Genomic DNA, 26,876 nt, shown 5'->3' with positions numbered 1-26,876 from the left:
GCAAGTTGAATGGTATCAACCCGCGCGCCTACCTGGAATATGTCCTTACGCACATCGCCGATCACCAGGCCAATCGCATCGACGAACTGTTGCCCTGGAACGTCGCGAAGCACCTGTTCCCATCTCCACCTTCATCGGGTTGATCGCTTCTGCCTGCGGCAGGCTTAGCCTGCCGCATTCTCAGACGCTTGTCCAAAGAATTCTCGACGGCCCTCGCGCGACGCATACACAGATCCAGGAGAATCAATGTAAGGACGGGCGCGAGGAACCACTGGAGATTCGTGATGTTCACGAATATCTCGGGCGACTGCGGGACGAGGAAGGGAGCGCGGCTACAGCAAGCCCGTAGACGTCGCCGCGCCGGTTTGCCGGAAATGTGCCGTCTCGATAGCGCGAACAACGCTGCGCCGACCATGAAATAGACGGCGACGCAGGTCCACGCAAAACCGTGCGGGAATCGTTCGGGCGCAGCCGCGAGCGACCACCCGCGCACGATGAGCCGCGGCACGGTATGCAGATAATCCGCATAGGACGTCCAGAATGCGCTGATGCCCGTTTTAGCATCTTCACGGATGAAGATCACCCCGTCCTCGGCCCAGAGGAAGCCGTGAAACACTCGGTGCGGGTATCGATAAAGACAGAGGAGTGCGCACACTAGGCCTGCGGCTAATGCTTTAATTTTCACGGTATGTGTTCATTGCCTGAAAAATGAACGGTGCTGCTGTTGCGGCTAGAAGCGACCGGATGGACGAAGTGGCACATCGGCATCGTCCGGTCGCCGCAATCGGTCTGCGGATTACTGCGGCACCGTTGTTGCAACGTCGCGGCTGTCCTCCAGCCTGCACCACGTCTGCGGACCCGTTTGTCCAATTGCGACGATCGCTCCCCCGGGCGGCGCGCTGAAGAAAGCGGTCCAGCCACTGTATCTCGCACGCCGTCCGTATATCTTACGGATGTCGTCTCGTTCTGCGCCGACCACGCCCGTACCCAGGGTATGGCCTGCCGCATCCGTAATGACGACAGCGCCCGGCGTCTCGCGATCGTCCACATCGTAGATCGAACCAGTCGCCCGGAAAATCCCGGCAGTTCCTGTTTTCGCGATCTGATCGATAGCCCCGGTGCAGAGTCGTTGCGCCACCACTTGTCGCGGCGGTTCCAGATAGTCCGGTTGATCCGCGGCGAAAATCGAGATTCGGGCCGCTTCGGCTTGCTTCGCCGTTTCGATTAGCGCGTCGTGAAAGGGATAGACGACGCCGGTGATGTCGGGATCGTAGACATGCGCGCGCAACGCGAGGCCTGCGACGAGGCGTGCATAGGTCACGTTGCGATCGGCATTGAACGCAAAACGCTGCGCGCCGAAGACCATGACGAGCGCGACCACTCCGGTCGCGAATACGGCGCGCCGGCGTCTCGTCGGCGCGTCGCTCAGTAACCCATAGGCAAGCAACGCGAACCAGGCGCCAAGCGACGCAGTCGTATAGCGGGAGGCGAGCGCACTTTCCAGTCCGAACCACAACCGCCCGCCGGCTGTAACCACGGCGTTGCTTGTCACAAAGCCGGCGAACATCAGGAGCGATAGCGCTCGCGGCGGCGTACGACGCCGGCGTAAGGCCTCGACGCAAAATACGATGAGCGCCACAAGCGCAATGCTGCCACACACGTAAGCGCCGAGCATTCCCCGTCGCGCGTGCCACGCGGGCGCGCCAAGATACAGCAGCACGAAGCGGAGCGCATCCAGCGGATGCTCGCGCAAACCGGTGCGAAGGTCGCCGCTGCTCGCCGGCGCATGCCAGCCTACAAAAAACGCGAATACGACGACTGCCGCAATCGCCGCGATCGCCCCGATGTCCCGCCATTTCAACCGCAGGTAGATTGCCTGCACGAGGAGCACAGGGAACACCAGTACGCCGCTTGCCATCGAGAAGGCCGCCACCGACGCGCTCGCCGCGCCGGTGAGAAGCCACAGTCGCGTGTCGACGTAGCGATCTCGGGCGGCCGAAACCGACGCGCGGTCGATGCTATGGAATGCCAGAAGCGCAAACAGGTACACCGCGAACCACTGACTGTCGAAGGCCCAGGTAAAGTTCTCGTTTTGAATCCACGAATACGTAAAAACAAGCGCAGCCCCAGCGACACCCGCGCGTTCGGCTCGAGTCAGTGTCGCACACCGGTAGACCGCGACCCGGATGAATGCGAGCGCGAGGATGCCCGCCAGAATCCAGTTCGCAATCAACGAAAAGACGTTGCGTCCATGGAAATACCACATGTCGGCATAGAAAATCAGACGCGAGACAGTCAGGCGGTGCTCGTTGTGTTGTGCGAAGAACGCGCCCCACGGGTCATGCTGCGCGCGTAGATAAAACCCGATCGTGTCATCCCACGAATCCCAATACGGCACTGGCGAAAAATGTTGCCAGACGGCGAACGCGGTCGAAATGGCCGTGGTGAGTCCGAACGCGAACACAAAGTACAGACTTGCCGTACGAAGTCGGCCATGACCCTTCTGCGAAGTCACAGCGACGCGCGCTTGAACATAAACTTCGGCACCGACCGGATGATCAGCATGATGATCGACCAGAACCACGGCGTGTACAGCACATCCCGGCGTTTTTCGATACCGTGCACGATGTCCTTCGCCACCTTTTCCGGCGTCGCGACGAGGGGGTCCGGCAGCGGCAGGCCGGCGGTCATCGGCGTGGCGACGAAACCGGGCTTGATCGTCATGACGTGCACGCCCGACTTGAACAGACGCGCGTTCAGCCCTTCGCAGAAGGCGCTCAGCGCGGCCTTCGCGCTGCCGTAAAGATAATTCGACGGCCTGCCGCGATCGCCCGCCACGGACGAAAGCACCGCCAACGCGCCGCTCTTTTGCGCTTCCAGCACATTCGCGATGGGCGTGAGCAGCGCAATCACCGAGACCGCGTTCGTGTTGAATTCGCGAACCGCGAGCGCGGGATCGCTCTGGCAAGCGGCTTGATCCGGCAAGGTGCCCGGCGCCACCAGCACGATATCGATCGCGCCGAGTTCGGCCTTGCATGCATCGAGCATCGCGGCGTGCTGGTCGAGGCTGTCGATATCGAGTTGATGGCACACGGCGAGTTTCGCGCCGCGCGCGGTGAGATCGTCCGCGACTTGCTGGAGCCGCTCGCCGTTGCGCGCGACGAGAAAGAAGCGCGCGCCTTGCGACACCCACTGGCGTGCGCATGCAGTCGCGATGGCCGACGTTGCGCCGACGATCAAAATCGTTTTCATATTCTGGTAGTCCGTTCCCAGAAGCGCGACAGCAACGCAGGGTCGCGCAACGCTTCCAGTTCTTGCCATTGAGGGTAGGCGCCGCGAAAATCGGCGCCTGACATATGTGCGTCCTTGGCAGGATAGATACGCCCGCCGGCCTCGCGGACGATCGTGTCGAGTTGGGCGAAAAGCCGCGCGTTCAGCGCGTCGCGCTGCGGAAAATCCAGCGCGAGCGACGCGCCTTCGAGCGGAAACGACATCAGTCCCGGCGAGCGGATCGCGCCGCAGCGCTTGAGCACCGCGAGAAACGAGCCGCCGCCGCTTTTCGCGATCGCATCGAGGATAGCGCGGATCGCGTCGCGCGAAACCGCCGCCGGCACCACGCATTGATACTGCTGAAAGCCCGCGCGTCCATAGATACGGTTCCAGTGCAGCACGCTGTCGAGCGGGTAGAAATACGCGTCGTAACCGGTGCGCGTGCGCACCTCGGTCTCTTTCTGGCGGCGATAGTACAGCTCGTTGCCGACGCGCAAGGTCGCGCGATTGAAAATCGGCACTGGCAGCGTGAATGGCACCGAACGCTTCTTGCTGGCGGCGACTTCGAGCCCGCCGTCGGGCGCGTGATCGCCGACCATCAGAATGCCGCGCCCCAGCGCGCTTCCCCGGCTTTGGCAATCGACCCAGGCAACGCTGTATTCATGCAGCGGATCGAGTTCTTCGGAGAGCGTGAAAAACTCGTCGAGATTGGCGAAGCGAATGCTCCTGACGTCGATCATGCTCGACTGGACCGGCATCAACTGAATCTCGGCCCACACGATCAACCCGGTCAGCCCGAGGCCGCCGATCGTCGCGCTGAAAAAATCGGCGTGCTGATCCGGCGCGCATTCCATCCGCGTGCCGTCGCTGCGGACAAGCATGAAGCGCCGGACGTGCCGGCCGAACGTGCCGCGCACGTGGTGATTTTTCCCGTGGACGTCGTTCGCGATGGCGCCGCCGAGCGTCGCGTACTTGGTGCCCGGCGTGACCGGCAGCATCCAGCCGCGTGGAATCGCGACGTCGAGAATCTGTTCGAGCGTGACGCCCGGTTCCGCGCGCAACACGCCGGTTTCCCAGTCGACCGCGATCAGCCGGTCGAGCGCCAGCGTCTGAATGACCTGTCCCGACGCCGCGAGACAACTGTCCCCGTAGCTGCGGCCATTGCCGAACGGTAGCGTGGTGAAGTTGCCGGCGAGCGCGTCGCACCACACCGGCGAAACGGCATCCCGCCAGGCAACGACATGTGCCTCTTGTGGCGCACGGGGATACCGGCCCCAGGATAGGACGGTCGCCATTGTCTAGGTCGCCGCCCAGAAGACGATCCCGCATAACACCACGATCGCGATGCTCACGCGGTCGCGCGCGGCGAAGACGATCGGGTCGTCGTGCATCAGCCCGCGATGCGCGATGATCCATGTGCGGCTGACCCAGTAGAGCAGCATCGGGCAGACGAGCCAGATGAACTCGGGATTGCGGTACAGCACAGCGGTGCGGCTATCCTGGATATACATCGCGAGCACCAGAATCGCGAGATATCCCGAAGCGGAACCAAGCGACGACACAAGCGGCAGATCGCTCGCCACGTAGCCGCGGCCGCGCGTCTTGACGAGCCCGCGCTCTTTCATCGAATGCAGTTCCGCGTAGCGCTTCACGAACGCGAGACTCAGGAAGATGAACATCGAAAACGCGAGCAGCCAGAACGTGAGATGCGCGCCGATAGCCGCCGTTCCCGCGATGATGCGGACCGTATAGAGCCCGGCGAGCGTAACGACATCGACCATCACGCGGCGCTTGAGCACCATCGAATACGCGAGCGTCAGGATGTAATAGCCTGCGAGCACCGCGACGAAGGCCCACGGCAAAAATGTGCAGGCAATTGCGAACGCCGCGACCAGCAGCACTGGAAAGAGTGCGAGGCCCCAGGTCAGCGGCATCGCGCCGGACGCGAGAGGGCGCCGGCGCTTGACCGGGTGATGACGGTCGTCTTCGAGATCGAGCAAGTCGTTCAGCAGATACACGCTCGATGCGCACATGCCGAAGGTCACGAAGGCAATCAGCGCGAGCACGACGAGCGGAAGCTGGTTGACGAAGTGCCCCGCGAGCAGCGGCACGAAGATGAGCAGGTTCTTCAGCCACTGATGCAGCCGCAGCGACTTCGCCCAGACCCTGAGCGATGGCGGCCGGTTCTCGAACACGCGCTCGACGTTGTCCTGCTTGCGCGCGGCGCGCTCCACGCCTGCATGTGGATTGACGACGTAGGCGCGATCGGCCGCCGCCCAGACGGAAACATCGTCGTGCGAGTTGCCGACGTAGTCGAAACCCTTCTCGCCGTAGGCCTCGACCAGCGCGTCGCGCTTGCGCCCCGCGGACAGGTTGATCCGCTCGTTGGTGGCGAACACGCGATCGAAGATGCCGAGATGCGCCGCGATGGCAGCCGCGAAGCGCTCGTGGCTCGCGGTCGCGAGGACGAGGGTGCGGCCGGCGGCGCGCGCCTCGCGCAGCCAGGCGATCAATTCGCCGTCGTACGGCAGCACGCTCACGTCGATATGCGCCCGTTCTGCAAGCCGCGACTTGAGCGCGGGCTTGCCGCCGCGCGCGAGCCAGCCGAGCGGTTCGTAAAAGCGATGCGGCGAGGATTTAAGGAACGCGAAACCGCTCTCGACAAGGACATCCGAGCGAATCAACGTACCGTCCAGGTCGACGACAATGGGTTTGCTGCACATTCAACTAGTCACGAGATTCGGGTTCGAAACGGAGGGAGGGCACAAACGCCTCGGCGATGGCGCTATTGATGCGCTTTATATTTGTTGCGGACGCTACTTTACTATCGCTCAGCACCGGGTACAAATTCGGCCGAAGGCAGAAGATGCGAATTTTTGCACGAAGTTATCGCATTTGCGGCTATATTTGCTGCCAAATATGATCCATTGTATCAAATCGAGAGTCCCTTAAGGGCGTCGATTAGCTGGGTCAGTGGGAGCCACGAATAGCGTTGGTCTGGCGCACTCCGATGCTCGCGCTGTCCCCAGCCGCCCGGCCACCGAGAAAAGGTGCGTTTTCGCAGAGCTCTGTAGGCAAGTTGAAAGAAGAAAAACAAGAGACGCCCTGAAATAGCGAGCTTTGCATCCGTCTGCCTGCTTAGAAGACGCTAGTATCCTATTACCTATCCGCGTCACTGACGCATCGACCGAGTGCAGCGCACTCCATACGTTTACAGCCAGGCACCCGACGGGTGCACTCTTCCTGAAGCGGCAGCGGCGCTGCCAATCAAGTTAGTCGCCTCATGCGGGAAACTGAGTTCCAGAAGAACCGCATGGCCGCTGACTCTTGGCCCGATTCGCAAAACTCCATCAACTGAAAACAACTTCGCACGGACAGTGCGAACGTCCGCCTTCATATCGTCTACGGCAATCTAGCCAAGCTTGACTCACGCGGTCCCGCTCGGAGCGACCACGATGAGCAAGCTCCCAAGACGGGAATCACTTGCACCATGGGTGCGGATTTCTTTATCGCCCGAACGAAGACTCTGATTACAACTGTTGACAGGTTTGCGCGCAACCATGCAAGCGGCTCCGCCAGTGTCGCCAGCGGGCCTGCAGGCGATTGTTGCGGCGAGCGCGGCTTAAGTCTCGAAAGAGGTATGAAAATCGCGAGCTTTCCGCCCACATTCGATCGCGATAAAGCGCATCATGCTAGTTACCTATCCGCGTTCCAACGCATCGACCCGAGTGCAATGCGCTCCATCTTTCTCTTGCCGTGTGTCCGACGGACGCCACGATCTTCATCCGCAGTGACCCTGCGATTCAGCGCTGTGCACTATGCGGGAAACTGAGTTCTCCAAAAACCGCATCGGCACTGGCTTTTCAAGCGAAACGCAGTTTCGCATCGTCTGAGAACAACTTCGCACGGACAGTGCGAACGTCACCTATGCCTTTCGTCGAAGGCGACTCTCGCCAAGCCTGACTCGCGCGGTTCCAAATCGAGGCGACCGTGATGAACAAGCTCGCAAGACGGGAAATCACTTGCACCCTGCGTGCGGATTTCTATATCCCATTCTGTCGGCTCGCGCTGCCGATACCAAAAAGCGCAAAAGGAATTGCTTGGCTCGACAGGCTAACGCCTGCGGTCAGGTAGCCGTGCATCGGATTCATCCGGCGCATGGATCATCAGGCGGCAGTGCTTCCCTGCGCCGGGTGAATCGAAAATCTGATCTCTAAGATCCCGGAAAGCAAAGCGTGCAGTATTCCAACAACCCGGGACGTTCTTCTGATAGGTGAGAACGTCGCCTTTGATGCGACGGCCATGAAGATCCAATTCAACTTCTCAACCCTGTTGGACAACGCGGGGCTTCCTCAGCGGCTCACCAAAGAGCTCGCCGAACTTTTTAACCGCCACCTATCGAAACCCCATAGCACGACGCGCGTGACGTCGAACGCAATCTCCATCAAGACACAGAGCTACCGCGTGCGGCATCTCATTGCCGGCTTTCGCGAACTACGAAAGGGCGGCTTCGCGCTGCAGTCGCCCTGGAACCTCTCCGAGAAACACATCGCCTACCTCGTCAAGCTTTGGGTCGAGGAAAATGACCAGGCGCCCGGCACAGTCGAGAACAAGCTGACCTACTGGCGCACGCTCGCAGCATGGATGAAAAAGCACCAGCTCGTGGGCACCGTCGATGACTACATCAAGCGGCCCGACGGTTATCGCCGCTATTATGTGGCGCAGGAAGATAAGTCCTGGGAAGCGGCTAACGTTGACGTCAACCAAGTGATCTCCCGGCTTTGCGTGCAGGATCGGTGGGTCGCCATTCAAGTCGAATTGCAAGCGACGTTCGGGTTGCGCGCCCAAGAAAGCATGCTCCTGCGTCCACTGCAATGCCTGCGCGTCTCGGGCCACTTGCACGTGATCGATGGTACGAAGGGCGGCAGGCCCCGGCTCGTGCCGATCGATGCTGAGTGGCAATACGAAGTCCTCATCCGCGCAGCCCGGCTCGCGAACCCGCGCACCGGCTCAATGATTCCGGAGCCATGGTCGCTCAAAAGGTGGTACCGGCATTTCTATCACGTCCTACAGAAAGAGGGCATAACGCGTGGCGGGTTGGGCGTCACGGTGCACGGACTGCGCCACGCTTACCTCCAGAAGATGTACGAGGACATAACCGGTGTGCCCGCGCCGATAAAACTGCCCGATCATCGGCCCGACCCGGAACTCCATCAAAGGGCGATGCAACAGTTGGTCGAAGCTGCTGGACATAGCTTGGCGGCGAAGGCGACGGCCTACATATCGACGTTCGCCACGGCCGAGCGCCTGTCGCGACCTGTGGTGACCTTCGAGCAGGCGATCGCGGCTCTTGATGCGGCGAACGGCGTCAAATCAGAGGCGGCAAAGAGCCTAAAAATCTCAAGGCAGGCGCTTTATCGGATACTTGCAAAAGGCGGCCCGTTGCCAACTGTAACGCCTGCAAACCCCGCCGAGACCGAAGCATCACCAACGTCCGCGCCTAACGAGGTCCTCGAAGGTCCACCGTTGGCTCAGACGATCAACAACGCCGCACCGGACCAGCTTTCACTGCTTGCCGAATAGGTTTGCCGTCGTTATCCGACGACGTTGCAGTCGTCGGATGGCGACGGCTTCCGGGCCTAAGATGCTGTTGATGGTCGACGGTGGTCACGATGAACGGACATCACAGTCCTCTGCGCAAGCAAGCAAGAAGCCGCATCCTTGGGTCAACCCGCGTCACGCGTCGTCTTGCGGCGGTAGTCGCAGGAAGTGGCACCACCGCACTCGTCGCGGATTTCGATGAGCTCCGTGCTCAAGCGATCGCATGGTCATGCTCGTCTCGGACGACGCCGTGCAAGTGCGTCTCTTACAGCGTGTCGTTTGCGCCGGTCGTAGTTGTCCTGCACGGCCTGTTCCTTTGACTCGCAACCGACTATTCCGCACTCGATTGCATCATTCCACGATGTGAAAAGCGTGCCGAATAAGGGGGGTGTGAATATTCGGCACGTTTTGTAACAGGCTAATTTACCAGGAGAATCAAGCGGTTGTCTTGGCCCCGGAACGTCGAGGGACGTTATCCGGATAGCGTTGCTCGCGGCCAAACAACTGCAGGTCCGCGCTGCTCGCCCTGCACCAAGCTAGGAGGCCGGAGAAAACGAAACGCACCGGCCGCGAAGGTATAGTCTACCTTGCGCTATCCTGGCTAAGAAAATTCCTCGGTACCAGACCTAGACAAGCGCAGTCGCGATGCTTTGAGATACCGCGACTTCCGCAGCGCAAAGCGTGACCTCATCGAGGCTGCTTGTATCCAGCCAACGCATTTGTCCGCAATTGGACGAACCGACGCGAGTTCGTGAAGCGGGGAACGTGCCCGAGGCCGACTCCCGGCCAAGCCGTCCACTACTCGGCCGTCGTACTGCTAAGGAATGTTACATGAGTAGTCCGGCCGCGCCAGCGACTTCGCGGAAAGAGCGAGGCCTCCTCAAAATCCCGCGGGACGCCCGAAACGCCATCCGTTTCGAACCCGAAACTCCCGACAGCGTTCCCACTCGCCGTCATTCCACCTATGAGGCAATTATCAACTCTTCTCCGGACTTGGCTTACCACGTGTTGGTAGCGCCAATCGGCGGTGGAATTGACGTGATGAAAGCTGCGTAGAGTACGGCACGACGTCATGTAGCTGTTTTCTGTGAAGTTCGGCCCGAGTCCGCCTATGACAACACCGAACTAACTAATCAGAAGTTGTCGCACGAGGCCGGCGCACGTCGCCGTCGCCGATCATTGCAAAGAGCGGTCGGTGCTATCTCGCGCTGTTGGTGTCCGGACTGTGTGCGGCTTTTCCGCTTCGTTCGAAAGGTTTGTGTAAATGTATCAGGCAGAAAGCGATACCTTTTTCGCGCTCTTTCTACGAAAAGGGAATTATCATGATAATTCCACGGGTGTGTCCGGAGCGCGTGCGCGCTTCTCCGATACGTCACCACGCCGCCTGTTCGTCACGTCACCGCGGGTGACGCATGCTTCGTTGTCTCTTAACCGAGAGCTTGGCTGACAACCGGGTCGTGCCAGACGCGGGCCGGCGTTCCTAGCACGCACTACTTCGGTGTTCACCGCTTTCATCCAGAAAGCCTGCGATAGACGCCTCCGCCGACTCGGGCACAATTTCGGCGCTTCCAGTAATTCGTCACCGGACCTGTTTCCCTTCCTTGTTGACCGATATACGCGCCTGGGCATTGTTCGTTTTTCCGAGCGGCCGATTATTCTCTGGTCCGTGACTCGCTGGACCGCTCGCGTATTGCCTCCATCTAGCAAGCGAGTCTCACCAGAAGTTTTGCGTCCGCGCGAAAGGCATGCGCTAAGCGCGCCGGTAGCTATTCCGCCTTCGCCCGAGCCCGGGCGAGATGCAGTGTGCCGCGCAATTTCGGCGTCGACTCGATCGAAGACAGCGCTTGCAAACGCACGAACCCGCACGTGATCTCTCGGTCAACGCTATCCGGATAGCGGCCCTTTCGGGGAATGACGCACGGAAACGTATAGCTTTTCGTCAGTCGCCTTGCAGGTTCCCCACGCGCGGACGTATGCGGCAGCCAATTGCAGCCGATGCTCTCGCAGGTCTCAATAGCGCTTCTCGAGCAGCGTTACGACCGGAACACACCGCGGCGATCCAATGAGCGGGTCCCCGCAAGTTCAGCAGCGTAAAGCAGCAACGACATACGGCTATACACGCGTGAGCCAGCCTACGTGACAAAACGTAGCCTGGCTTAATCGGATGGGGCGAACTCATTTGGTTGACGCCAGCAATTCACTCGCTTCGCCGATGATTTGCTACGCGTTCGACGTCATGTTTGCGCTTTGCAAACCCGTTTCGCACTGCACCTACATACAGCGTCGCGGCGTTTCAAGCGCCACGCAATGCCTGACGAGCGATGTTTCTTCCATTTTATTGAAAGAGCTATCGAAATCGTGACCTTTTCGAACTTCGGATGCGCGGCGTCGAACCTAAGATTGTTTCTGCAGCACCCGAAACGATAAATCGAAAGCTAGTGATCACCGCAGACCTGGAGCTTTGCAATGTCAAGACGATCCCGCTCGCACGCTCAAACGCAGCCTACCGCCTTTTTTCCAACGCAGGCGTACCTCGGGTACCCCAAGGGTTACCAAAAGGAGCCTTCGCTTAGGCAACGCCGGCGCGAATACGCCGAGTTCTCGCGCAAGCTTCGCGCAATTTTCGCTCCGTTGCTATTGAACCACTATGCGTTGCACGAACACATGATGGTTCAGACCAGTCTGGGATTCTCCGGCGGGGCGGCAGGCGCGGACTGCCTGGCTGTTACTCGCTTCGGCGTCTTTGTCGTCACGCACATTCGGTCGGTTGGTACCCTAAGCTTGACAACAAACGCAAATGAGCTGCTTGTCACCGAGTCCGACACGGCGCACGCAATTCGATGTCCTCTTTGGCAAGCCGGGCCAGTCGTGCATTTCCTATCCGCGCTTTTGGCGGACCTTAAATGCCCTGTCGAGGCCATCGCCATCACAACCGACGACGCTTGCAAGATCGATTTCGACCTTCCCCCTTCAATTATGAAACTGCACGAACTCGATCAGTTCCTGCGACAAAGGTATGCCCCGTTCGTTGGAGTGCAGTGGTCCTTCTTCGATGTCAACCAAATCAGTGCGCGCATCCGGCAGGGGTGTCGTGATTGGGACGAGGAAGTGGCTGAGGCGTAGGCATGTAACGGCTTCGCGCCTGACGAGCGCCGCGCGCGCAATGGTTGGCCGAGTCGGTGCTTACATCGGCGCAGTCTCGAGCACCGGCCGACTCTCCGACCATTGCATGAACTCGGAGATTCGCTAGGTCTCGCCGCTGACGATGTCGTCCGTCACGACACGGCGCAGTTGGTGGCTCGTCATGGCATCCCGACTAACTAAGAACGTTACGCGGCAACATGCGTGTGAGGAAGCATTTTGTAAGCCGCCGATGCGATTTTTGAGCAACTGGCTGCACCAAGCTGATTTCGCAATATTTAGTTGATATCCGTTTAGAATCAAGGACCTGGGTTCCGTGGGAGCGCGAACTAAGTGGAATTATCAGGATGAAGTCTTTCGGCCCGGGTCTAGCGGTACAACACAAAGAATGGGGGTGCAACGAGGAAAGCAAGGGGGGCTGTGACGGCGACGCTAGGATGGAAGCGTGCCTTGAGAGAACTGCAGTTGAGTGAGGGTAACGCGACTCGTAGGCGAGCGCAAGCGGCATGCTGGACAGCGTCAAGCAGGACGTCCGGTTTACCGACATTCATCTTGGCCGGCGCATTGACTCATCTGAATTGCAACTCGTGCTGACCTGTTGCCTCACGTAGTTTGCTACCAGCCGGATTGTCCGGCAGGAGCGGCGCGAGGTGACGAGGCGAATCAGCATGACGACACGCAAGGAGTTGGTCGCAGCACTGCAATTGCGGTATGGCAGCGCGACGTTCAGTGACCGGATCAAGATTCTCGACGAGTTCGTGGCGCTGACCGGGTATCACCGCAAGCACGCCATCCGGCTGCTACGGGAAAAGCCCGGTGCGGCAAGGGGAACGTACGAGCGCAACCGGTTGTACGACGAGGCGGTACGTCTGGCGCTGACGGTGTTGTGGGAAGCAGCCGACCGGGTTTGCGGCAAGCGACTGAAGGCGCTAATCCCGAAGCTGGTTGATGCCATGGAGCGGCACGGTCATCTCGACCTGGATCCGGTCATCAAGGCCAAACTGCTTCAGGTCAGCGCGGCGACCATCGATCGCATGCTGGCCAATGCGCGTGCGCACATTGATGGGCAGCGCAAACGGCGCACGGGTGTGCGCTCAGCCATACGACGCAGCATCCCGGTGCGCACCTTCGCCGACTGGCGCGATCCGCCACCGGGCTTCTTCGAGATTGACATGGTCGAGCACTGTAGCGGGGTGAAATCAGAGGGGGGAGTTCGTCCACACTCTCACGTTGACGGACATCGCCAGCGGCTGGACAGAATGTGCGGCCATGCGGTTCCGTAACCAGATGCTCGTGATCGAAGGATTTGAAAAAGTAGCCGCCGATCTGCCATTCGCGATGCTTGGCGTTGACTCGGACAACGACAGTGCATTCATGAATCAAAGCGTCCTTGACTACTGCAAGGGCCGCGGTCTGGTTCAGACGCGCTCGAGAGCCTACAGGAAGAACGACCAGGCCTGGGTGAAGCAGAAGAACGGCTCCGTCGTGCGGCGCCTGCGGTTACGGTCGTCTGAGCGGTACCGACGCCAGAAACGCACTGGCGCAGCTGTACGCGTCATCACGGCTCTACACTAACTACTTCCAGCCCTCATTCAAGCTGAAATCAAAGTCGCGCGACGGCGCGCGCGTGCACAAGGTCTACCTGACGTCAGCCACACCATGCGATCGGCTTCTGGCGCACGACAGCATCGACTCCGCTATCAAGGAGAAACTGAAGGCACAGTTCGAAGGTCTTGACCCTGTGCGGCTACTGCAGGAGGTGCGAATGGCTCAGCAAATATTGAGCGAGTTCGCGGCCCAGGGCATACGTGCTGAAGCAGCGCCAGCGGAAGAATCAGACATTGCCGTGTTCCTCACGAGCCTCACTGCGGCATGGAGAGATGGCGAAGCACGTCCGACGCACCGGAAGTAGCCCAAAGCAAAGCACTGGTGGAGAAGTCGGGTAGATCCGTTTGCCGACGCGTGGCCGGTTATTGAAGGGTGGCTCGTCGCCGAACCCACTGTTCCGGCCAAGCAATTAATGGATCGGCTGGCGACGATGATACCGGACGCATACGCAAACAAGGCACAGTTACGGACACTGCAGCGCCGGGTCAGAGCATGGCGCGCCGAACACGTGAGGGAAATGGTCTTGGGGAGCCAGCGCAAGGCTACTGAAGCATCGGCTGAAGCGTGAACTCCTCTGGAGAAGTTGAAGACAGGAGGGGCCGGGCGCTGCGCGCCCGGCAACCCAAGAAAGAAAGGCGGAAGGAAAACGAAACGACAACAATCCGTCGGGTAACATTCCTTCGTGAGGCAACACGACCGGACAAAACCATTGTCGCCGCCCGGCATGCGTCATGCCGATCGGTTGCACCCGCAAGCTAATACGAACGCTTGCCGTCCGGTCGATCCGCGTGGGGCTATTGGCAGTGCAGTGACTGACTGACATAAGCGAAAAGAGGGGTTTTTATACCTCTTTTCACCGTGCCAAAGCGAAAGACGCATGTTTTCATACGCCTTTCGTGTTTGATTATGAGATTCCAACTGTAATTGGAAAAAATAGTTGCCCATTCATCCTGCCAGTATGCAATGATCCGGTCGCTCGATTTGAAGGAGACCATAATGAGCAATTCCAAAAGGCCTTATCGATTGATCAGCCGTCGTAGTTGCTGGCGACTCTCGCAGCTCTATCACCAAGGACTCGCTGAAGGAAAATGGACTACGCAACTGGATGCATTGAATGCTCTGGGCGTCAGTCAAGGTGACTTGTCATTGGCGATGCAGCTCCACGAACTACCTGAGAAGATTCTTGACTTGTTCGAAGATCACATCGACATCAGCAGCCATACGGTCCGCGTTATTCGCCACACGATCCGTCGCGATGGCCTTAGCACGGTACTAGGCCGCATCGAGCGAAGTGGGGCTTCCGGCGCAAAGCACTCGAAAAAGACAGTGTTAAGTATCGTCAAAGGTCAAGCGCTGGAGTCAAAGAAAATGCTGCGATGGTCTGGACAAGATCCAGAGAAGATCGTGTCCCGCGCGCTAGATCTTCCCAAAAACATTTCTGATCGATATCACTTGGGTGTGACTCAAGGAGAATGGGACAGTTTCAGTGCATGCGCGAAGGCACTGAGTATATCGCGACGAAATATCAGCGACGCCGTTGCCATCCGGGAGCTGCCAGATTCAATCCGCCATCTATTTCGTGAGAAGGAGTTCACGTTTTCCGTCGGGCGAAAACTGCTCGCGCTCAAGCGCGAACTCGGCCTCGACGAACTACTTTTACGGGCGCGATATAAGGACTCTATGTACGATGTTGGCGGGCGCACTGCCGACAACATCTTGTCGGAACTAAACGACGAAAATATTCGGCCGGCGAGCTCCTTCAGGCGTATCCGGATAAAGAAGGGACGAGGTCCGAATCGGCTTGTTATCGAATGTAAAGATCCAATATTGCTTCTCAGATACCGCCGTGAGATCGAGCAGGCAATCAGCAAGGTTCTGAAGAAGCGGGTTACAGACGTGGAGTACGTCGAGTTGATGCGCGAAATATTCGGCACGCCGCGCCCCATTATGCCGCGTCTGGACCGCCTGCCCGGTACATTCCGGCCGCGTCAATCCTGATCCATCCGCCGTGCTCCGACGCTAGACTCTTTCCCTGGACCGGACTCACGTCAACTGGCCTAGGGGCCTAGGGGACTTCGCGCGCCGTCGCTGTCGCAAAGGCACAAGGGCGGTCACGGCCGTACTCGCCCTCGATATCGCGGCTGACGAATGTGCGTCCATCTTCGCTTGCGTTCGGATCGTTCGCGAGATCGGTGTGTTGCCCGACAAATTCGTCGCATCCCCCGCTCACTGCCTGCCGTTGTAGCTCGATATCGGCAGGCGAAGGCGCGAGGATTCATGAGACTCGACAACCACCCTCTGATATTGCGCTCTATCATCATCCTCTCGGGCGCCTATCACCGTGCCGAACTGTCCGTGCGCAGTCTAAGCATGTAGTGACCCTAACGACGTAGTGATGGCGTGGCGGTTGTCTATCGCAGCCTATCATGTCGGGGGACGATGGAAGGAAGGATCCATACCTTCCGAGCAAGGTATTGCGTATCTAATTCTTTGGAACGTTCGGCAAGCGAGAAATGCGTTGAGCAGTTTTTCGAAGCAACATCGTCCACGCCGGCGAACCGCTAAGCGCGGCCGACTTTCCTCGTAGGCTTAAGGGACCCTTGCCATGGCGCGGCCTCCTTATTTCGCGTCATTTCGACGATCGATCCATAAGGCGAGAGCTTTCTGCTGTGTGCACCCGCGCTTGGCACACGTCACTTCGACTTCTGCGACCGGCTGTCGCCTAGCCAAGGCGTCGCCTTGACTTCTTGATGTAGCAGGCATGCTGGATTTGTCCGAACCAGATCATTGCAGACATGCCAATACAGAAACGTTTGTGCCACGCGCATTCCCCGCAACGAGCGAGACCCACCCATATTCGCGGTTCGAGTGAACACACGTCCGAACGCGAACGCACTCTCACGCCAGTGCGTGCAGCGCCCAAGCATTCCCTCCGGCAAGACCTAGCGCGATCGAAAAGTCCGCCTGCCCTCAACGAGCAGTCCCCGACGGTGCAACTGCCCGCTCGGTGCGCGGATGCGGAAATCCGACATCTTGAAGCGGTGATTCGTCACGTCGCTGGTGCTCATGGCCCGTCTATACCTGCGTACCTGCCTCAGTCCTATTGGCTCATACGGCTAGAGCGAATCGAGCGGAAGACTTGCCTCATTCCGGCTCAGCAGCAACGCATCAAGGCATTGCGAAGGTTGCTGCTGGAGAGTGAGCCGCATGAGTGTCAGTGCGCGTAGGTTCCCCCGGCGGTGCTTCCTAGCGCACCTACGCATCTTCATGTTCGCCTATTACCGCTCGCGTCACTAAATGATGCCCGGTCGAGCTGCGCCAGTAGACGTGGTCCGGCGGTAGGCGGCCTAACTTGCAGATGAGCTCGCAAGCGGCGAGCGATGAGCTTCCTTGAAAGTCCATTCTATTAACAAGAGCCGAGGGACAGAATGAAAAAGCACGATCAAGACGCAATGTCGACACACGATCTGTTGAATGAGACGACCTCCGCCGCTGACAATAGTTTCAGCCATTCCCGCAGCACAGAAGCGACCAACGGGGCGGGCAACCGTCAACGCGTGAGCCGCGCGTTGCTAATGCGCATTGTGCCCATCTTTGAGCGTGCGTGCGATGGCCGGGTGCATCTGCGCCCTGCAATCGAACTCGAACACGCACCGGGCACCAAGAACCCAATAACGCTGGTTGATTGCCTCGCAATCACGCCGTTTGGCGTCTTCGTCGTGAACCGGTTCGACTGGACGGGCCTCGTCAAGCCGTGGACCAGCGAAGATGAACTCGCCGTCGTCGACGACCTCGGCGGCGTGACGGTTCATACGTCGCCGCTGCGTCGAGCGAAGCCGGCCGTGCGGCACTTGCGCTTGGTGCTATCTCAACAGGAATGTCCGGTCGAGAGTATCGCCGTTTTCGGCGAAGCGGGCTGCAGTCTTCATCCGACTGTGCCTGATGGCATCTTGACGTTGCCGGACTTGCACTACTTCTTGCGCACGAGGTTGAACCGTTTTCGCACAACGCATCGGCGCTATTTGGATGCGGATACCCTCGCTTCGCATATCGACTGGTCTTGCTCACACAGGCGCTCGCGCCCGTGATATCGCCGCCCGCAGTCGCTGTTTCGTTGTATCGCAGCGCTGCGGCCGTCACGTGAAAACCCGAGTGAATCCTCGACTGTTGTGTGCGGCACGGCGTCGGGCCAACCTAGCCGTATAGCCCCCGAACGACAACTGCCGCTCGAGCCACCCGCACTGTGACATCGACATCTGCGATGAAACTGAAAAGACGGCGTTTTTTCGAAGCTTTCCAGCGCAAAACCGTCCGATGGGCGCTTTATATTAGTTCGACCCACCGCGTATCTACGCATCGATCTAGCAACGCACGGCTGACGTGCGCGTGCCACTTCTTCGATACCGGCCCCTCAGGGAGATCGCTGTACCGGGTCGCAGGCGAGCTCACTGAGCGACAGGCCATCGTTGTTCATCGTTGTATTCAAGCACTGGTCTTCAAGCCGGGTCGTCCTTCGTGTTTTCGTGCAAGACAAGCGCGGCTTCGTCAGGGACAAAACGCTTTGGCTCGCACGGACACCGATATCTGCTAGACGGCGACGCCCGCGTACCCGTGGTCGCCGGACGTTGCTCGTCGATCCGTTCTCAGCATCTCGGCACCACGCCGGCCCCCACTGCGTGACCAGCAATGCGTCCCGCCGTATTCACCGCTGTTCTATTTCACCACCGTAGTCTTGCTTTCGGCACATCGCCGAAAGCCGCTACTTTCTCAGCCAAGGAGGCTTTATGAAAATTGCCGTACTGGAAGTTCGCTATGCGTGCGGGTTGATCTTGACGGACCGCGTTGTCGTTCGGGCATCATCCCGGCTTATTCTGCCGCCGCGCTTGACTGCGTTGCTTGCCGAGCTCGAGCGGAGCGAGCGCCGCACGTCGACTAGCGTTACGGTAGACGGCGTCACCTATCGCGTGGAAGGCACGCCGGAAGCCGAGCTTGTCCTGGGCTCGAGGCTTGGCTTTGCGGAACGTTTGGTCAGGGGGCTGCAGTCTGTCGCATCACCCAATGCCGCTCAACGGCGCCTGAACCGGCGCTTTGCCCACATGCTGAGCGCCTTCTCGGTGATCGGCGCGTGCTACCTCGTTCAGTCGACCAAGAACTGGGACACACGCGCGATCGTCGAAACAGTGTTGCTCTGCGCCGCATCTGTCGCTCTGTTTGTCACCGGACACCTGTGCTTTGCAGGTGACCACGAATCGACATGATTGCGCATCGAGAACGTTGCCTCTATTGGCTCGATTCGGCGTTGAATCCGGCCATCTGGTCGATGCCAAACCAGTGTCCGCGCTGAAAGACGTTGATCGTGCAAACCACGCCGGCTGGCGTGGTTTGCACAAAACATCAATTGACGAGTGGCTGTGGCCAACTAGCGGGTTCACTCGTCTGGGCACTCGCTCATATCCGCTTACTGCGCGCACCGTATTCGCGTCCTGGCCCGCGTTGGCAGAAGGGCCCTCCCTCAAGCGGATAGTCTTTCGACACCTCGACCTTTGGGACGCTGCCGCGCCGTGGGCAATCGGCCGACGCGACGCCTTTTGATGGTGCCATTTCTTCGTTGATCGCGCGTCGGCGAGGCGAGTCACTCAACGCCGCAGTCACCTACGCTTGTGTGGCCGACGGGAAGGATGGATAGAAAACTCCAGGCAGTTCGACTTTCGAGAGCGGATGCACGCCCGGTACCCGAGACATCATATCGTCGTTGTTGAAAAAGCGGCATGCGCATGTTGCGTGTGTAACTGCCACCCTGATGACCGGCAAGGATATCGGAGCCGTGCAGCCGTGAGCCGACGCCTATCGTGACAGTCAGTATCGCGCGGAGAAGAAAAGCGCAAGGCTTGGAGCATATCTTTTCAAGGTTGATAGGCAAATCTCTCCGTCGCGGCCTCGCCGTCGCGGCCTCGCCGGCGACTTCTCCTACCCTGAAAGTCGTTCAGATGAGCGCCTCGTGGTGCGCATGGTTTTTGAGACCCAATTGCCTCGCGCCGGAGCAAACACATTTGGGTAAGAGATTGAGGGTTTGGTCAAGTGGTCCCGATAGTCAAAGCCGCGCAAACAAAAAAGGAGGGAAGGAGATGGCTGCAAAGATGTGGGTAGCTGCAACAATGGACGGACAAGAAGTCTCTGCCGAGACGATCGACTTTCTTCCCGTGGCTCCGTCGTTGAGATGTATGTATTGCGGTACGCCTGTGAGCTACGTTCCGCAGCACGCACGCGAATGTAGAGGAAGGACCTACCTAGTCAAGGCATATTTCCGCTTGCTTCCGAACGCGGCGCATAACGAGCGCTGCATGTTCAACGTCGAGGAGCAACTCAAAGTCATCGCTCGTCGTTCGCTTGGTCTATTGCAAGCCCTCGAACGAGGCCAATATCGTTTTCGCCTCCTTGCGATTGATGATATGCGTAATTTCGACATTCGTCTAACTCATAACTCGTTCAGCGATTTTTCGCGAAGTAGAAAAGGCGGGAAGAAGCGACGGCGCGTTTTTTTCAAGCGACTCTCGCTGTTTCCTGTCGGCATACATCAATGCGGCTAAGCGTGTTATTCAATTGGGCGCGTTGTGCTCGAGCAATCTCTTTCTTCGAGACCGTCTAGAATTCGTCTTCAATGGGATGTCGGTGAATTGGGCAGACTTCTATTACGAAGAAGAGCGGTTCCTTGCGGCTTATCGTTGGCTAGTTCAGACTGCGGCCTCTTTTCCCATCGCCCTTGTGGGCCGAGTGTCTAACGTTGAGACCATAGAAACTCATGGGCGCTTGCTGTATGTTTTGAACTTCGAGCCGTCATCGGCGCAGTCATATGCTCTTGACTCGACGGTAGGAGAGCGCACTTGCGCCACGGTATGGACCAATCAACCGAATTGGTTGTGTCCGCTAAAGCGAAACGATACGGTGCTTGTTTTCGGCCATTGGCGGCATGCAACAGCGCATACTTTTACTCGCCGTGCACGAAACGACGACACAAAGTTTCGAAAGTATCTCGATCGTCAGTTGTCGATATGGTTACACGTCAAGTCGCAGATCGCACGGCTAGCGAGGTAGTGCGCGATGAAGTTGCCGCTGGACGTCCGGATGCTATCGGCGGGATCATGGCTGTAAGTTGGTTTGATTAATAAACTGTTGCGGCTCGTATCCGTGACGTTGACGGATCCGTTTCTGTGGCGCATTCCAATCACGCCGACACCAATTCCGCGCTGAAGTGGGTTATTTGTTGACTCCAATTGACTACCCACCGGATTAGTTGCGCGATGACGAGGGCTTGTCGATCGATTAGTCGGTTGGTGGAACCGCACCTCATAGGAATGCGGCGCTGGAATTGTGGCATCTGCCATTACCGGTGACGTTAGCAATATCTTTTGGCCGAGACGAATCCGAGGGGATATGTAATAAGCGTCCGCGCGGACGTATCCTCAGTCACTGCTTGTTTTCGTTGAAGGCTCGCAGCCATAACAGGCGCGTGTTCGGTAGCACTCAGGCTCCGCTGGCGTCGAGGAGGGTAGCGGCCTCGCCCAAGCGCGTCAATAGATCGGCGCTGTACTCTTTTTCTAAATGGTGAATTTGTGTGCGGGGTGGAGTGTGCAAAGTCGGGGAAGCTGTTTGCTCGTGCTTCCACGATTGCACGCGTGCATTGCCTCTCAACGTGCTTACCGACTCCCCTCTATCTAGTTTTCGAGCGCATCAGGCATCGATTGCACAGAGAAGCGCATAATGGCTTGGTCCGACCTCATTATTCCGGTGGAAGAACTGACTGTTTCTGTTCAACGCGATTAACTACGGCTGTGTTGCTATCTAGGTGGGGCCGTTTCCTCAATGCCCCAATAACCTCTTTATTATGCCACCGTTTGAACGCTTGGCTTAAAGCAAGAAGAGAATAGCGGGGAATCTACCGACCTGGCTTCAGTCCAGCGCCTAATGACGCAAGATCAGCGAGATCCGCTCCGCCACACTTGCGAATATTGCACTACATCAGTTGCTTCCGCGTAAAGCTGCTCTCCGCGCCAGTTGAACCGCCGGATGAGTGCATTTTCCGAAATTTCCTGCTTTTCTTCATACGCGCCGCTAGACGCACGTCCTTCGTTTCACATGATGTCCCAGCCGCGGCGATCGCTTCTGGCACGATCGAGCGGAAGTCCATGCGTTAGTCCGATGTCTCAATAGGGCAATCGCGGCTTGTCACGATTCTAAGCGCTCGTCTGAGGTAGAGCTCGGCGATCTCGAGCAACGCCTGGAGACAAGCGCGAAATGGAATATCACGCGGATTCTCACGCCGTCTTTTGCGGCGACGACTTACCGCGTCGGCATGAACCCTCTAATTGTTTGCTACGAGCGGTTCATTTCAGCGAAAATGTCGGCTTTCGTCGTCCAGACAACGACCGCGGCAAGCCCAGAAATTCCGTCTTCAAGGATGCAGTTGAACCCACAATCCGTCAACGCAGGCTCAGCTCGATTGATAAGCGTATCTCTCGTCGTCTACCGGCCGCATCGTGCGATGCTGGAGCGTACGTTGCATACGCTCGACACTGCGCTGGATCGCTTCCTAAAGTCGAATCAAGCCACGTCCGCGCCGCTGTACCTCATCAACAACGGCACGGATGAACGCATCGACTGGTCGCAGCTCACCAACGAAGCCCGGCTGCAAACGAACGTCATCGAAGGCCAGGGCAACGTCGGCTACGGCCGAGGCCACAATCTCGCCATCGATCGCACATCGAGCCGCTACCACCTGATCCTAAACCCGGACATCGAACTGGAAAGCGACGCGCTCGTTCAAGCAATCGCCTTCATGGACGCGCACCCCGAAGTCGGTGTCCTTTCCCCGCTGATTCTCGAAGACGACGGCAGCCAGCAATTCCTCTGCCGCCGCTACCCCACCGTCTTCGACCTCTTCGCCCGCGGCTTCCTCCCTTCGCGCCTGCGCGCCCCATTCGCGAACCGTCTCGCCCGCTACGAAATGCGCGACGTAATCGGCGACGAAGAGGTAGTCTGGGACCCACCCATCGTCAGCGGCTGCTTCATGCTTTTCCGCACCGACGTCCTGAAAAAGCTCGGTGGCTTCGACCCGCGCTACTTCCTCTATTTCGAGGACTACGACCTGAGCCTGCGCACGCACGAAATCGCGCGCGTCGCGTACGTTCCATCGGTGCGCGTGTTGCACCACGGCGGCGATGCTGCACGCAAAGGCTGGACGCACATCAAGCTTTTCGTGACCTCCGCGTACAGGTTTTTCAACCGTTTCGGCTGGAAGTGGCTATGACCGGCCGCATTGCGATCACGGGCGCGAACGGTTTCGTCGGAAGGGCGCTGACGCGCATGCTGATGGAGCAGGGCACGCCGGTCACCGCCATCGCTCGCCCGAACACGACCTGCGAACCCGGCGTCGAAACAAAACGCATCGCATCGCTTGACGCCATCACCCGTGAAACCTTCGCCGACGTCCAAGCCGTAATCCACCCCGCGGCCCGCGTCCACGTAATGCGCGACGTCGACACCGACCCGCTCGCCGCCTTCCGCGCGACAAACGTCGAAGGCTCGCTGCGAGCCGCCGATGCCGCCGTCCGTGCCGGCGCCACGCGCTTCGTCTACGTGAGCAGCATCAAGGCGGTCGCCGAACTGGACCCCGGCCGCCCGCTAAAGGAAACCGATGAGCGCCGCCCGCCCGACCCCTACGGCGTCTCAAAAGCCGAAGCCGAAGTGAAACTACTGGAATTCGGCGCCCGCACGGGCCTCGAAATCGTGATCGTGCGTCCGCCGCTCGTCTACGGCCCGGACGTGCGCGCTAACTTCCTGAGCCTGATGAACGCGATCGCGAAGGGCATCCCGCTGCCGATCGGCTCCGTCACAGCGCGACGAAGCCTCTGCTACGTCGACAACCTGGCAAACGCGCTCGCCCTCGCTGCGACGCATCCGCGCGCGGCCGGCCAAACCTTCCACGTCACCGACGGCGACGACCCAAGCGTCGCCGACCTTGCGCGCAGCCTCGGCCGCCATCTCGGCAGGCCGGCGCGCCTAATGCCCATGCCGGTCGATATCCTGAAATTCGCCGGCCGGCTAACCGGCAAGACCGCGCAGATCGATCGCCTTACAGGCAGCCTTCGTGTCGATTCGACGTATATTCGAGATGTGCTAGGCTGGCGCCCTCCGGATTCGCTCGACGCGGGACTTGCCGCCACGGCGCGCTGGTTCCTCGCGACGCGCCGGGGCACGCGCTAGCAAACAAGCTAAAGATCGGCCCAGCCGACACGATCATCCACCATACAAATACTGGGAAATGACCCGCCCGCCGTTGCTGTTCCTGATCGATTCACCGTGGACCTCCGCCGCTGTCGTCGCGGCGCTCGCGCTCGTCGCTTCTGCGCTCATCCTGGCCGTGCTGCTCAAGACCGGCCTCGCATGGCGCCTCGCTACTGATATCCCGAACGACCGTTCGCTGCATACGCGCCCGACGCCGCGCATCGGCGGCTGGGGCATCGTGCCGGTCGCGGTTCTCGCGATGCTGATCGTCGCGCCGTCGATGTGGCTGGCCGTCGCGGGCGCCGCCTTTCTCTCCGCGGTCTCGCAGATCGACGACCGCCGCGGCCTCCCGGCCAGAGTCCGCTTCGCCGCGCATTTGCTGGCAGTCGCCGTGCTGATCGTGCTAAATCCTGCGCCGGTGCCGTGGTGGGCGCTGGCGGCGGTCGGATTCCTGATGTTGTGGCTCGTAAATCTCTATAACTTCATGGACGGAGCCGACGGCCTCGCGGGCGGCATGGCGCTGTTCGGCTTCGGCGGCTACGCGGCGGCGGCGCTCGCCGGACCCGTTCCGCAGATCGATCTCGGCCTTGCCAGCGCGGCCGTCGCGGGCGCGGCGGCGGGTTTTCTGCTCTTCAATTTCCATCCGGCCCGGATTTTTCTTGGCGATTCGGGGTCAATACCCTTAGGCTTTCTGGCTGGGGCCCTCGGCTATTGGGGCTGGTTGAAGGGCACTTGGCCGGTGTGGTTCCCGGCACTCGTGTTCGCGCCCTTCATCGCCGATGCATCGGTGACGTTGTTGAGGCGCCTCGCACGCGGGGAAAAGTTTTGGCAGGCGCACCGCGAGCATTACTATCAGCGGATGGTGCGTTTCGGCATGGGCCACGCGCGCACCGCGTTGGCGTGGTATTTGCTGATGCTTGTCGGCATACTGCTTGCTAATCTAGCATTAGGCTTCTCGCCACTCGGACAGTGGTGCGCGGTGGCAGGGTGGGCAATTGTGGTCGCGGCAGCGGGGGCGGTCGTCGATGTTTCCTGGCGGCGTCATCAGTCCCGTCCTTCCGAACAACCTTGAGGTCCACGCGGATGAATCGATTCAAAGCTTCATGGCTATCGGGCGGCGCGTTCGCATTCGACCTCGTCGCGGTCGCGGGGACGTGGATCGCGGCCTATCTGATCCGCTTCAACGGCACGGTGCCGCCTCACTTCCAGTCCAGCGCGCTGCACGCGCTCCTCTGGGTGCTCCCCGTCTACGGCATCCTATTTCGCGTATTCGGTCTCTATCGCGGCATGTGGGTCTTCGCGAGCCTGCCCGACCTGATGCGTATCTCGAAGGCGGTCGGCGCGGGCGCGCTGATCGTGATGGTCGGCGCGGTCATGGCGCAGCCGATCCCCATCATTCCCCGCTCGGTTCTCATCGTCGGGCCGATCCTGCTGTTCCTCGCGATGGGCGGCGCGCGCGCGCTTTATCGCGCGACGAAGGAGTTCTACTTGTACGGCGGCCTGGTCGGGCAGGGTAAGCCCGTGATTCTGCTCGGCGCCGGTAACGCGGCGGCGAGCCTCGTGCGCGAACTGGCGCGTTCGAGCGAATGGCGTCTCGTCGGCCTCTTGGACGACGATCCCGCCAAGCGCGGCCGAGAAGTCCTCGGACACAAGGTGCTCGGCTCGATCAGCGAGCTGCCGCACTGGGCCGATCAACTGAAAACCGATTACGCGATCATCGCGATTCCGTCGGCATCGGTGGAGGCGCAACGGCGCGTCGCGACGCTTTGCGTGCGCGCGGGCGTCAAGGCGATGGTTTTGCCGGCGCTCACGCCGCTCACGCAGGGCCAGGCGTTCCTCTCCCGCGTGCGCCAGATCGACCTGGAAGATTTGCTCGGCCGCGAGCCGGTTAAAATCGACATGCCGCATGTCGAGGCGCTGCTGCACGGCCGCGTCGTGATGGTGACGGGTGCGGGGGGGGCGATCGGTTCCGAACTGTGTCGCCAGATCCTGCGATTTTCGCCGGCGCAGTTGATCGCCTACGATCAAAGCGAATTCGCGATGTACCGGCTCACCGAAGAGTTGCACGAGAAGTTTTCAGGGCTGTCGGTGATCCCGGTGATCGGCGACGCGAAGGATTCTCTGCTGCTCGACCAGACGATGTCGCGCTTCACGCCGCATATCGTCTTCCACGCGGCCGCGTACAAGCACGTGCCGCTGATGGAAGAGCAGAACGCGTGGCAGGCAGTGCGCAACAACGTGCTCGGCACGCTGCGCGTCGCGCGCGCGGCCATTCGCCACGACGTGCGCCATTTCGTGCTGATTTCCACCGACAAGGCCGTCAACCCAACCAACGTGATGGGCGCCAGCAAGCGCCTCGCGGAGATGGCGTGTCAGGCGCTCCAGCAATCGGCGCCGCGCACGCAGTTCGAGACGGTGCGCTTCGGCAACGTGCTCGGCAGCGCGGGCAGCGTGATTCCGAAGTTCCAGCAGCAGATCGCGAAGGGCGGGCCGGTGACGGTTACGCATCCCGAGATCACGCGTTTCTTCATGACGATTCCCGAGGCGGCGCAGTTGGTTCTGCAGGCGTCGAGCATGGGGCATGGCGGCGAGATCTTCATCCTCGACATGGGGCAGCCGGTGAAGATCGTCGATCTGGCGCGCGATCTGATTCGCCTTTATGGCTTTTCGGAAGAGCAGATCCGGATCGTGTTCACGGGGCTGCGGCCGGGCGAGAAGTTATACGAAGAACTCCTCGCCGACGATGAAACGACCACGCGCACGCCGCATCCGAAACTGCGGATCGCGCGGGCGCGTGAAGTGCCGGATCACTTTCTCGATGAATTGCTGCCGTGGCTGATGCAGCATCGCGTGCTGCCGGATGAGGAAGTGCGGCGGGATTTGCGTAGATGGGTACCGGAGTACCAGACGGCGGTGCCGCCCAGCTTGCAGAGTGTGCCTTCGGTGAAGCAAGCGATTGGCGGCGGTTGAGCGCC

General features: G+C 59.6%; 16 protein-coding genes and 1 pseudogene. 12 read left to right on the top strand and 5 right to left on the bottom strand.

Translation table 11 applies throughout. The features are described 5' to 3' along the window. Positions 1–143 (top strand): transposase domain-containing protein (locus AWB67_RS11040; RefSeq protein WP_143328403.1); only part of this gene is annotated, 143 nt, incomplete at its 5' end. Between the two features lie 653 nt (positions 144–796). Here AWB67_RS11040 and AWB67_RS11035 read toward each other — a convergent pair. The 4 genes from AWB67_RS11035 to AWB67_RS11020 are packed head-to-tail and all read right to left on the bottom strand — an operon-like array spanning position 797 to position 5,993. Next, a complete protein-coding gene (locus AWB67_RS11035; protein ID WP_125477577.1) occupies positions 797–2,584 on the bottom strand; it encodes a hypothetical protein in 1,788 nt (595 codons plus the stop codon). Beyond that, on the bottom strand, positions 2,512–3,252 hold the full coding sequence (locus AWB67_RS11030) for an SDR family oxidoreductase (RefSeq protein ID WP_087656276.1): 741 nt from the start codon (positions 3,250–3,252) through the stop codon (positions 2,512–2,514). Before AWB67_RS11030 ends, AWB67_RS11035 begins: the two co-directional genes overlap by 73 nt. Continuing rightward, positions 3,249–4,565 carry an FAD-binding oxidoreductase gene (locus tag AWB67_RS11025; RefSeq protein ID WP_087656275.1) on the bottom strand — a complete coding sequence of 439 codons (1,317 nt, stop codon included), beginning with the start codon at positions 4,563–4,565 and terminating at the stop codon, positions 3,249–3,251. Before AWB67_RS11025 ends, AWB67_RS11030 begins: the two co-directional genes overlap by 4 nt. Before the next feature lie 3 nt (positions 4,566–4,568). Then, entirely contained in the window at positions 4,569–5,993 is a 1,425-nt protein-coding gene (locus tag AWB67_RS11020; protein ID WP_087656274.1) for a UbiA family prenyltransferase, read from the bottom strand. 1,579 nt (positions 5,994–7,572) lie between these two features. Between AWB67_RS11020 and AWB67_RS11015 the strand changes: the two genes are divergently transcribed. The 4 genes and pseudogenes from AWB67_RS11015 (at position 7,573) to AWB67_RS11000 (ending at position 15,618) form a co-directional block, all read left to right on the top strand. Further along, on the top strand, positions 7,573–8,853 hold the full coding sequence (locus AWB67_RS11015; RefSeq protein WP_087656273.1) for an integrase domain-containing protein: 1,281 nt from the start codon (positions 7,573–7,575) through the stop codon (positions 8,851–8,853). A gap of 2,484 nt (positions 8,854–11,337) precedes the next feature. After that, positions 11,338–11,994 (top strand): hypothetical protein, encoded by a 657-nt coding sequence (locus AWB67_RS11010; RefSeq protein WP_087656272.1) that lies wholly within the window; start codon positions 11,338–11,340, stop codon positions 11,992–11,994. 686 nt (positions 11,995–12,680) lie between these two features. Continuing rightward, positions 12,681–14,188: pseudogene (locus AWB67_RS43340) on the top strand (integrase catalytic domain-containing protein). 428 nt (positions 14,189–14,616) lie between these two features. Then, positions 14,617–15,618 carry a ParB/RepB/Spo0J family partition protein gene (locus AWB67_RS11000; RefSeq protein ID WP_125477576.1) on the top strand — a complete coding sequence of 334 codons (1,002 nt, stop codon included), beginning with the start codon at positions 14,617–14,619 and terminating at the stop codon, positions 15,616–15,618. A gap of 1,574 nt (positions 15,619–17,192) precedes the next feature. Here AWB67_RS11000 and AWB67_RS39495 read toward each other — a convergent pair. Further along, positions 17,193–17,432 carry a hypothetical protein gene (locus AWB67_RS39495; protein ID WP_125477575.1) on the bottom strand — a complete coding sequence of 80 codons (240 nt, stop codon included), beginning with the start codon at positions 17,430–17,432 and terminating at the stop codon, positions 17,193–17,195. On the opposite strand from AWB67_RS39495, the gene AWB67_RS43335 reads away from it, so the two are divergent. The 7 genes from AWB67_RS43335 to AWB67_RS10965 all read left to right on the top strand — a co-directional run bounded on the left by AWB67_RS43335 (position 17,340) and on the right by AWB67_RS10965 (position 26,871). After that, complete coding sequence (locus AWB67_RS43335) at positions 17,340–17,708, top strand: hypothetical protein (RefSeq protein ID WP_374729812.1); 369 nt, start codon at positions 17,340–17,342, stop codon at positions 17,706–17,708. The genes AWB67_RS39495 and AWB67_RS43335 overlap by 93 nt on opposite strands. Positions 17,709–18,404: 696 nt before the next feature. Further along, on the top strand, positions 18,405–18,878 hold the full coding sequence (locus AWB67_RS10990) for a hypothetical protein (protein WP_087656269.1): 474 nt from the start codon (positions 18,405–18,407) through the stop codon (positions 18,876–18,878). 867 nt (positions 18,879–19,745) lie between these two features. Then, complete coding sequence (locus AWB67_RS10985; protein WP_087656268.1) at positions 19,746–20,207, top strand: hypothetical protein; 462 nt, start codon at positions 19,746–19,748, stop codon at positions 20,205–20,207. A 1,868-nt stretch (positions 20,208–22,075) separates the two neighbouring features. Next, the gene (locus AWB67_RS10980; protein ID WP_087656267.1) at positions 22,076–22,924 is read left to right on the top strand and encodes a glycosyltransferase family 2 protein; all 849 of its coding nucleotides are present in this window, start codon (positions 22,076–22,078) and stop codon (positions 22,922–22,924) included. Further along, positions 22,921–23,880 carry an NAD-dependent epimerase/dehydratase family protein gene (locus tag AWB67_RS10975; protein ID WP_087656266.1) on the top strand — a complete coding sequence of 320 codons (960 nt, stop codon included), beginning with the start codon at positions 22,921–22,923 and terminating at the stop codon, positions 23,878–23,880. Before AWB67_RS10980 ends, AWB67_RS10975 begins: the two co-directional genes overlap by 4 nt. Positions 23,881–23,938: 58 nt before the next feature. Further along, positions 23,939–24,973, top strand: coding sequence for an MraY family glycosyltransferase (locus AWB67_RS10970; protein WP_087656265.1), 1,035 nt, complete (start codon positions 23,939–23,941; stop codon positions 24,971–24,973). 11 nt (positions 24,974–24,984) lie between these two features. Then, on the top strand, positions 24,985–26,871 hold the full coding sequence (locus AWB67_RS10965) for a polysaccharide biosynthesis protein (protein ID WP_087656264.1): 1,887 nt from the start codon (positions 24,985–24,987) through the stop codon (positions 26,869–26,871). The last annotated feature ends 5 nt before the right edge of the window (positions 26,872–26,876 follow it).

The organism is Caballeronia terrestris (genome assembly GCF_001544515.1).
GTDB lineage: Bacteria > Pseudomonadota > Gammaproteobacteria > Burkholderiales > Burkholderiaceae > Caballeronia > Caballeronia terrestris.
The sequence above is the reverse complement of the archived record's forward strand: the minus strand, read 5'-3'. Positions and strand labels throughout refer to the sequence as shown.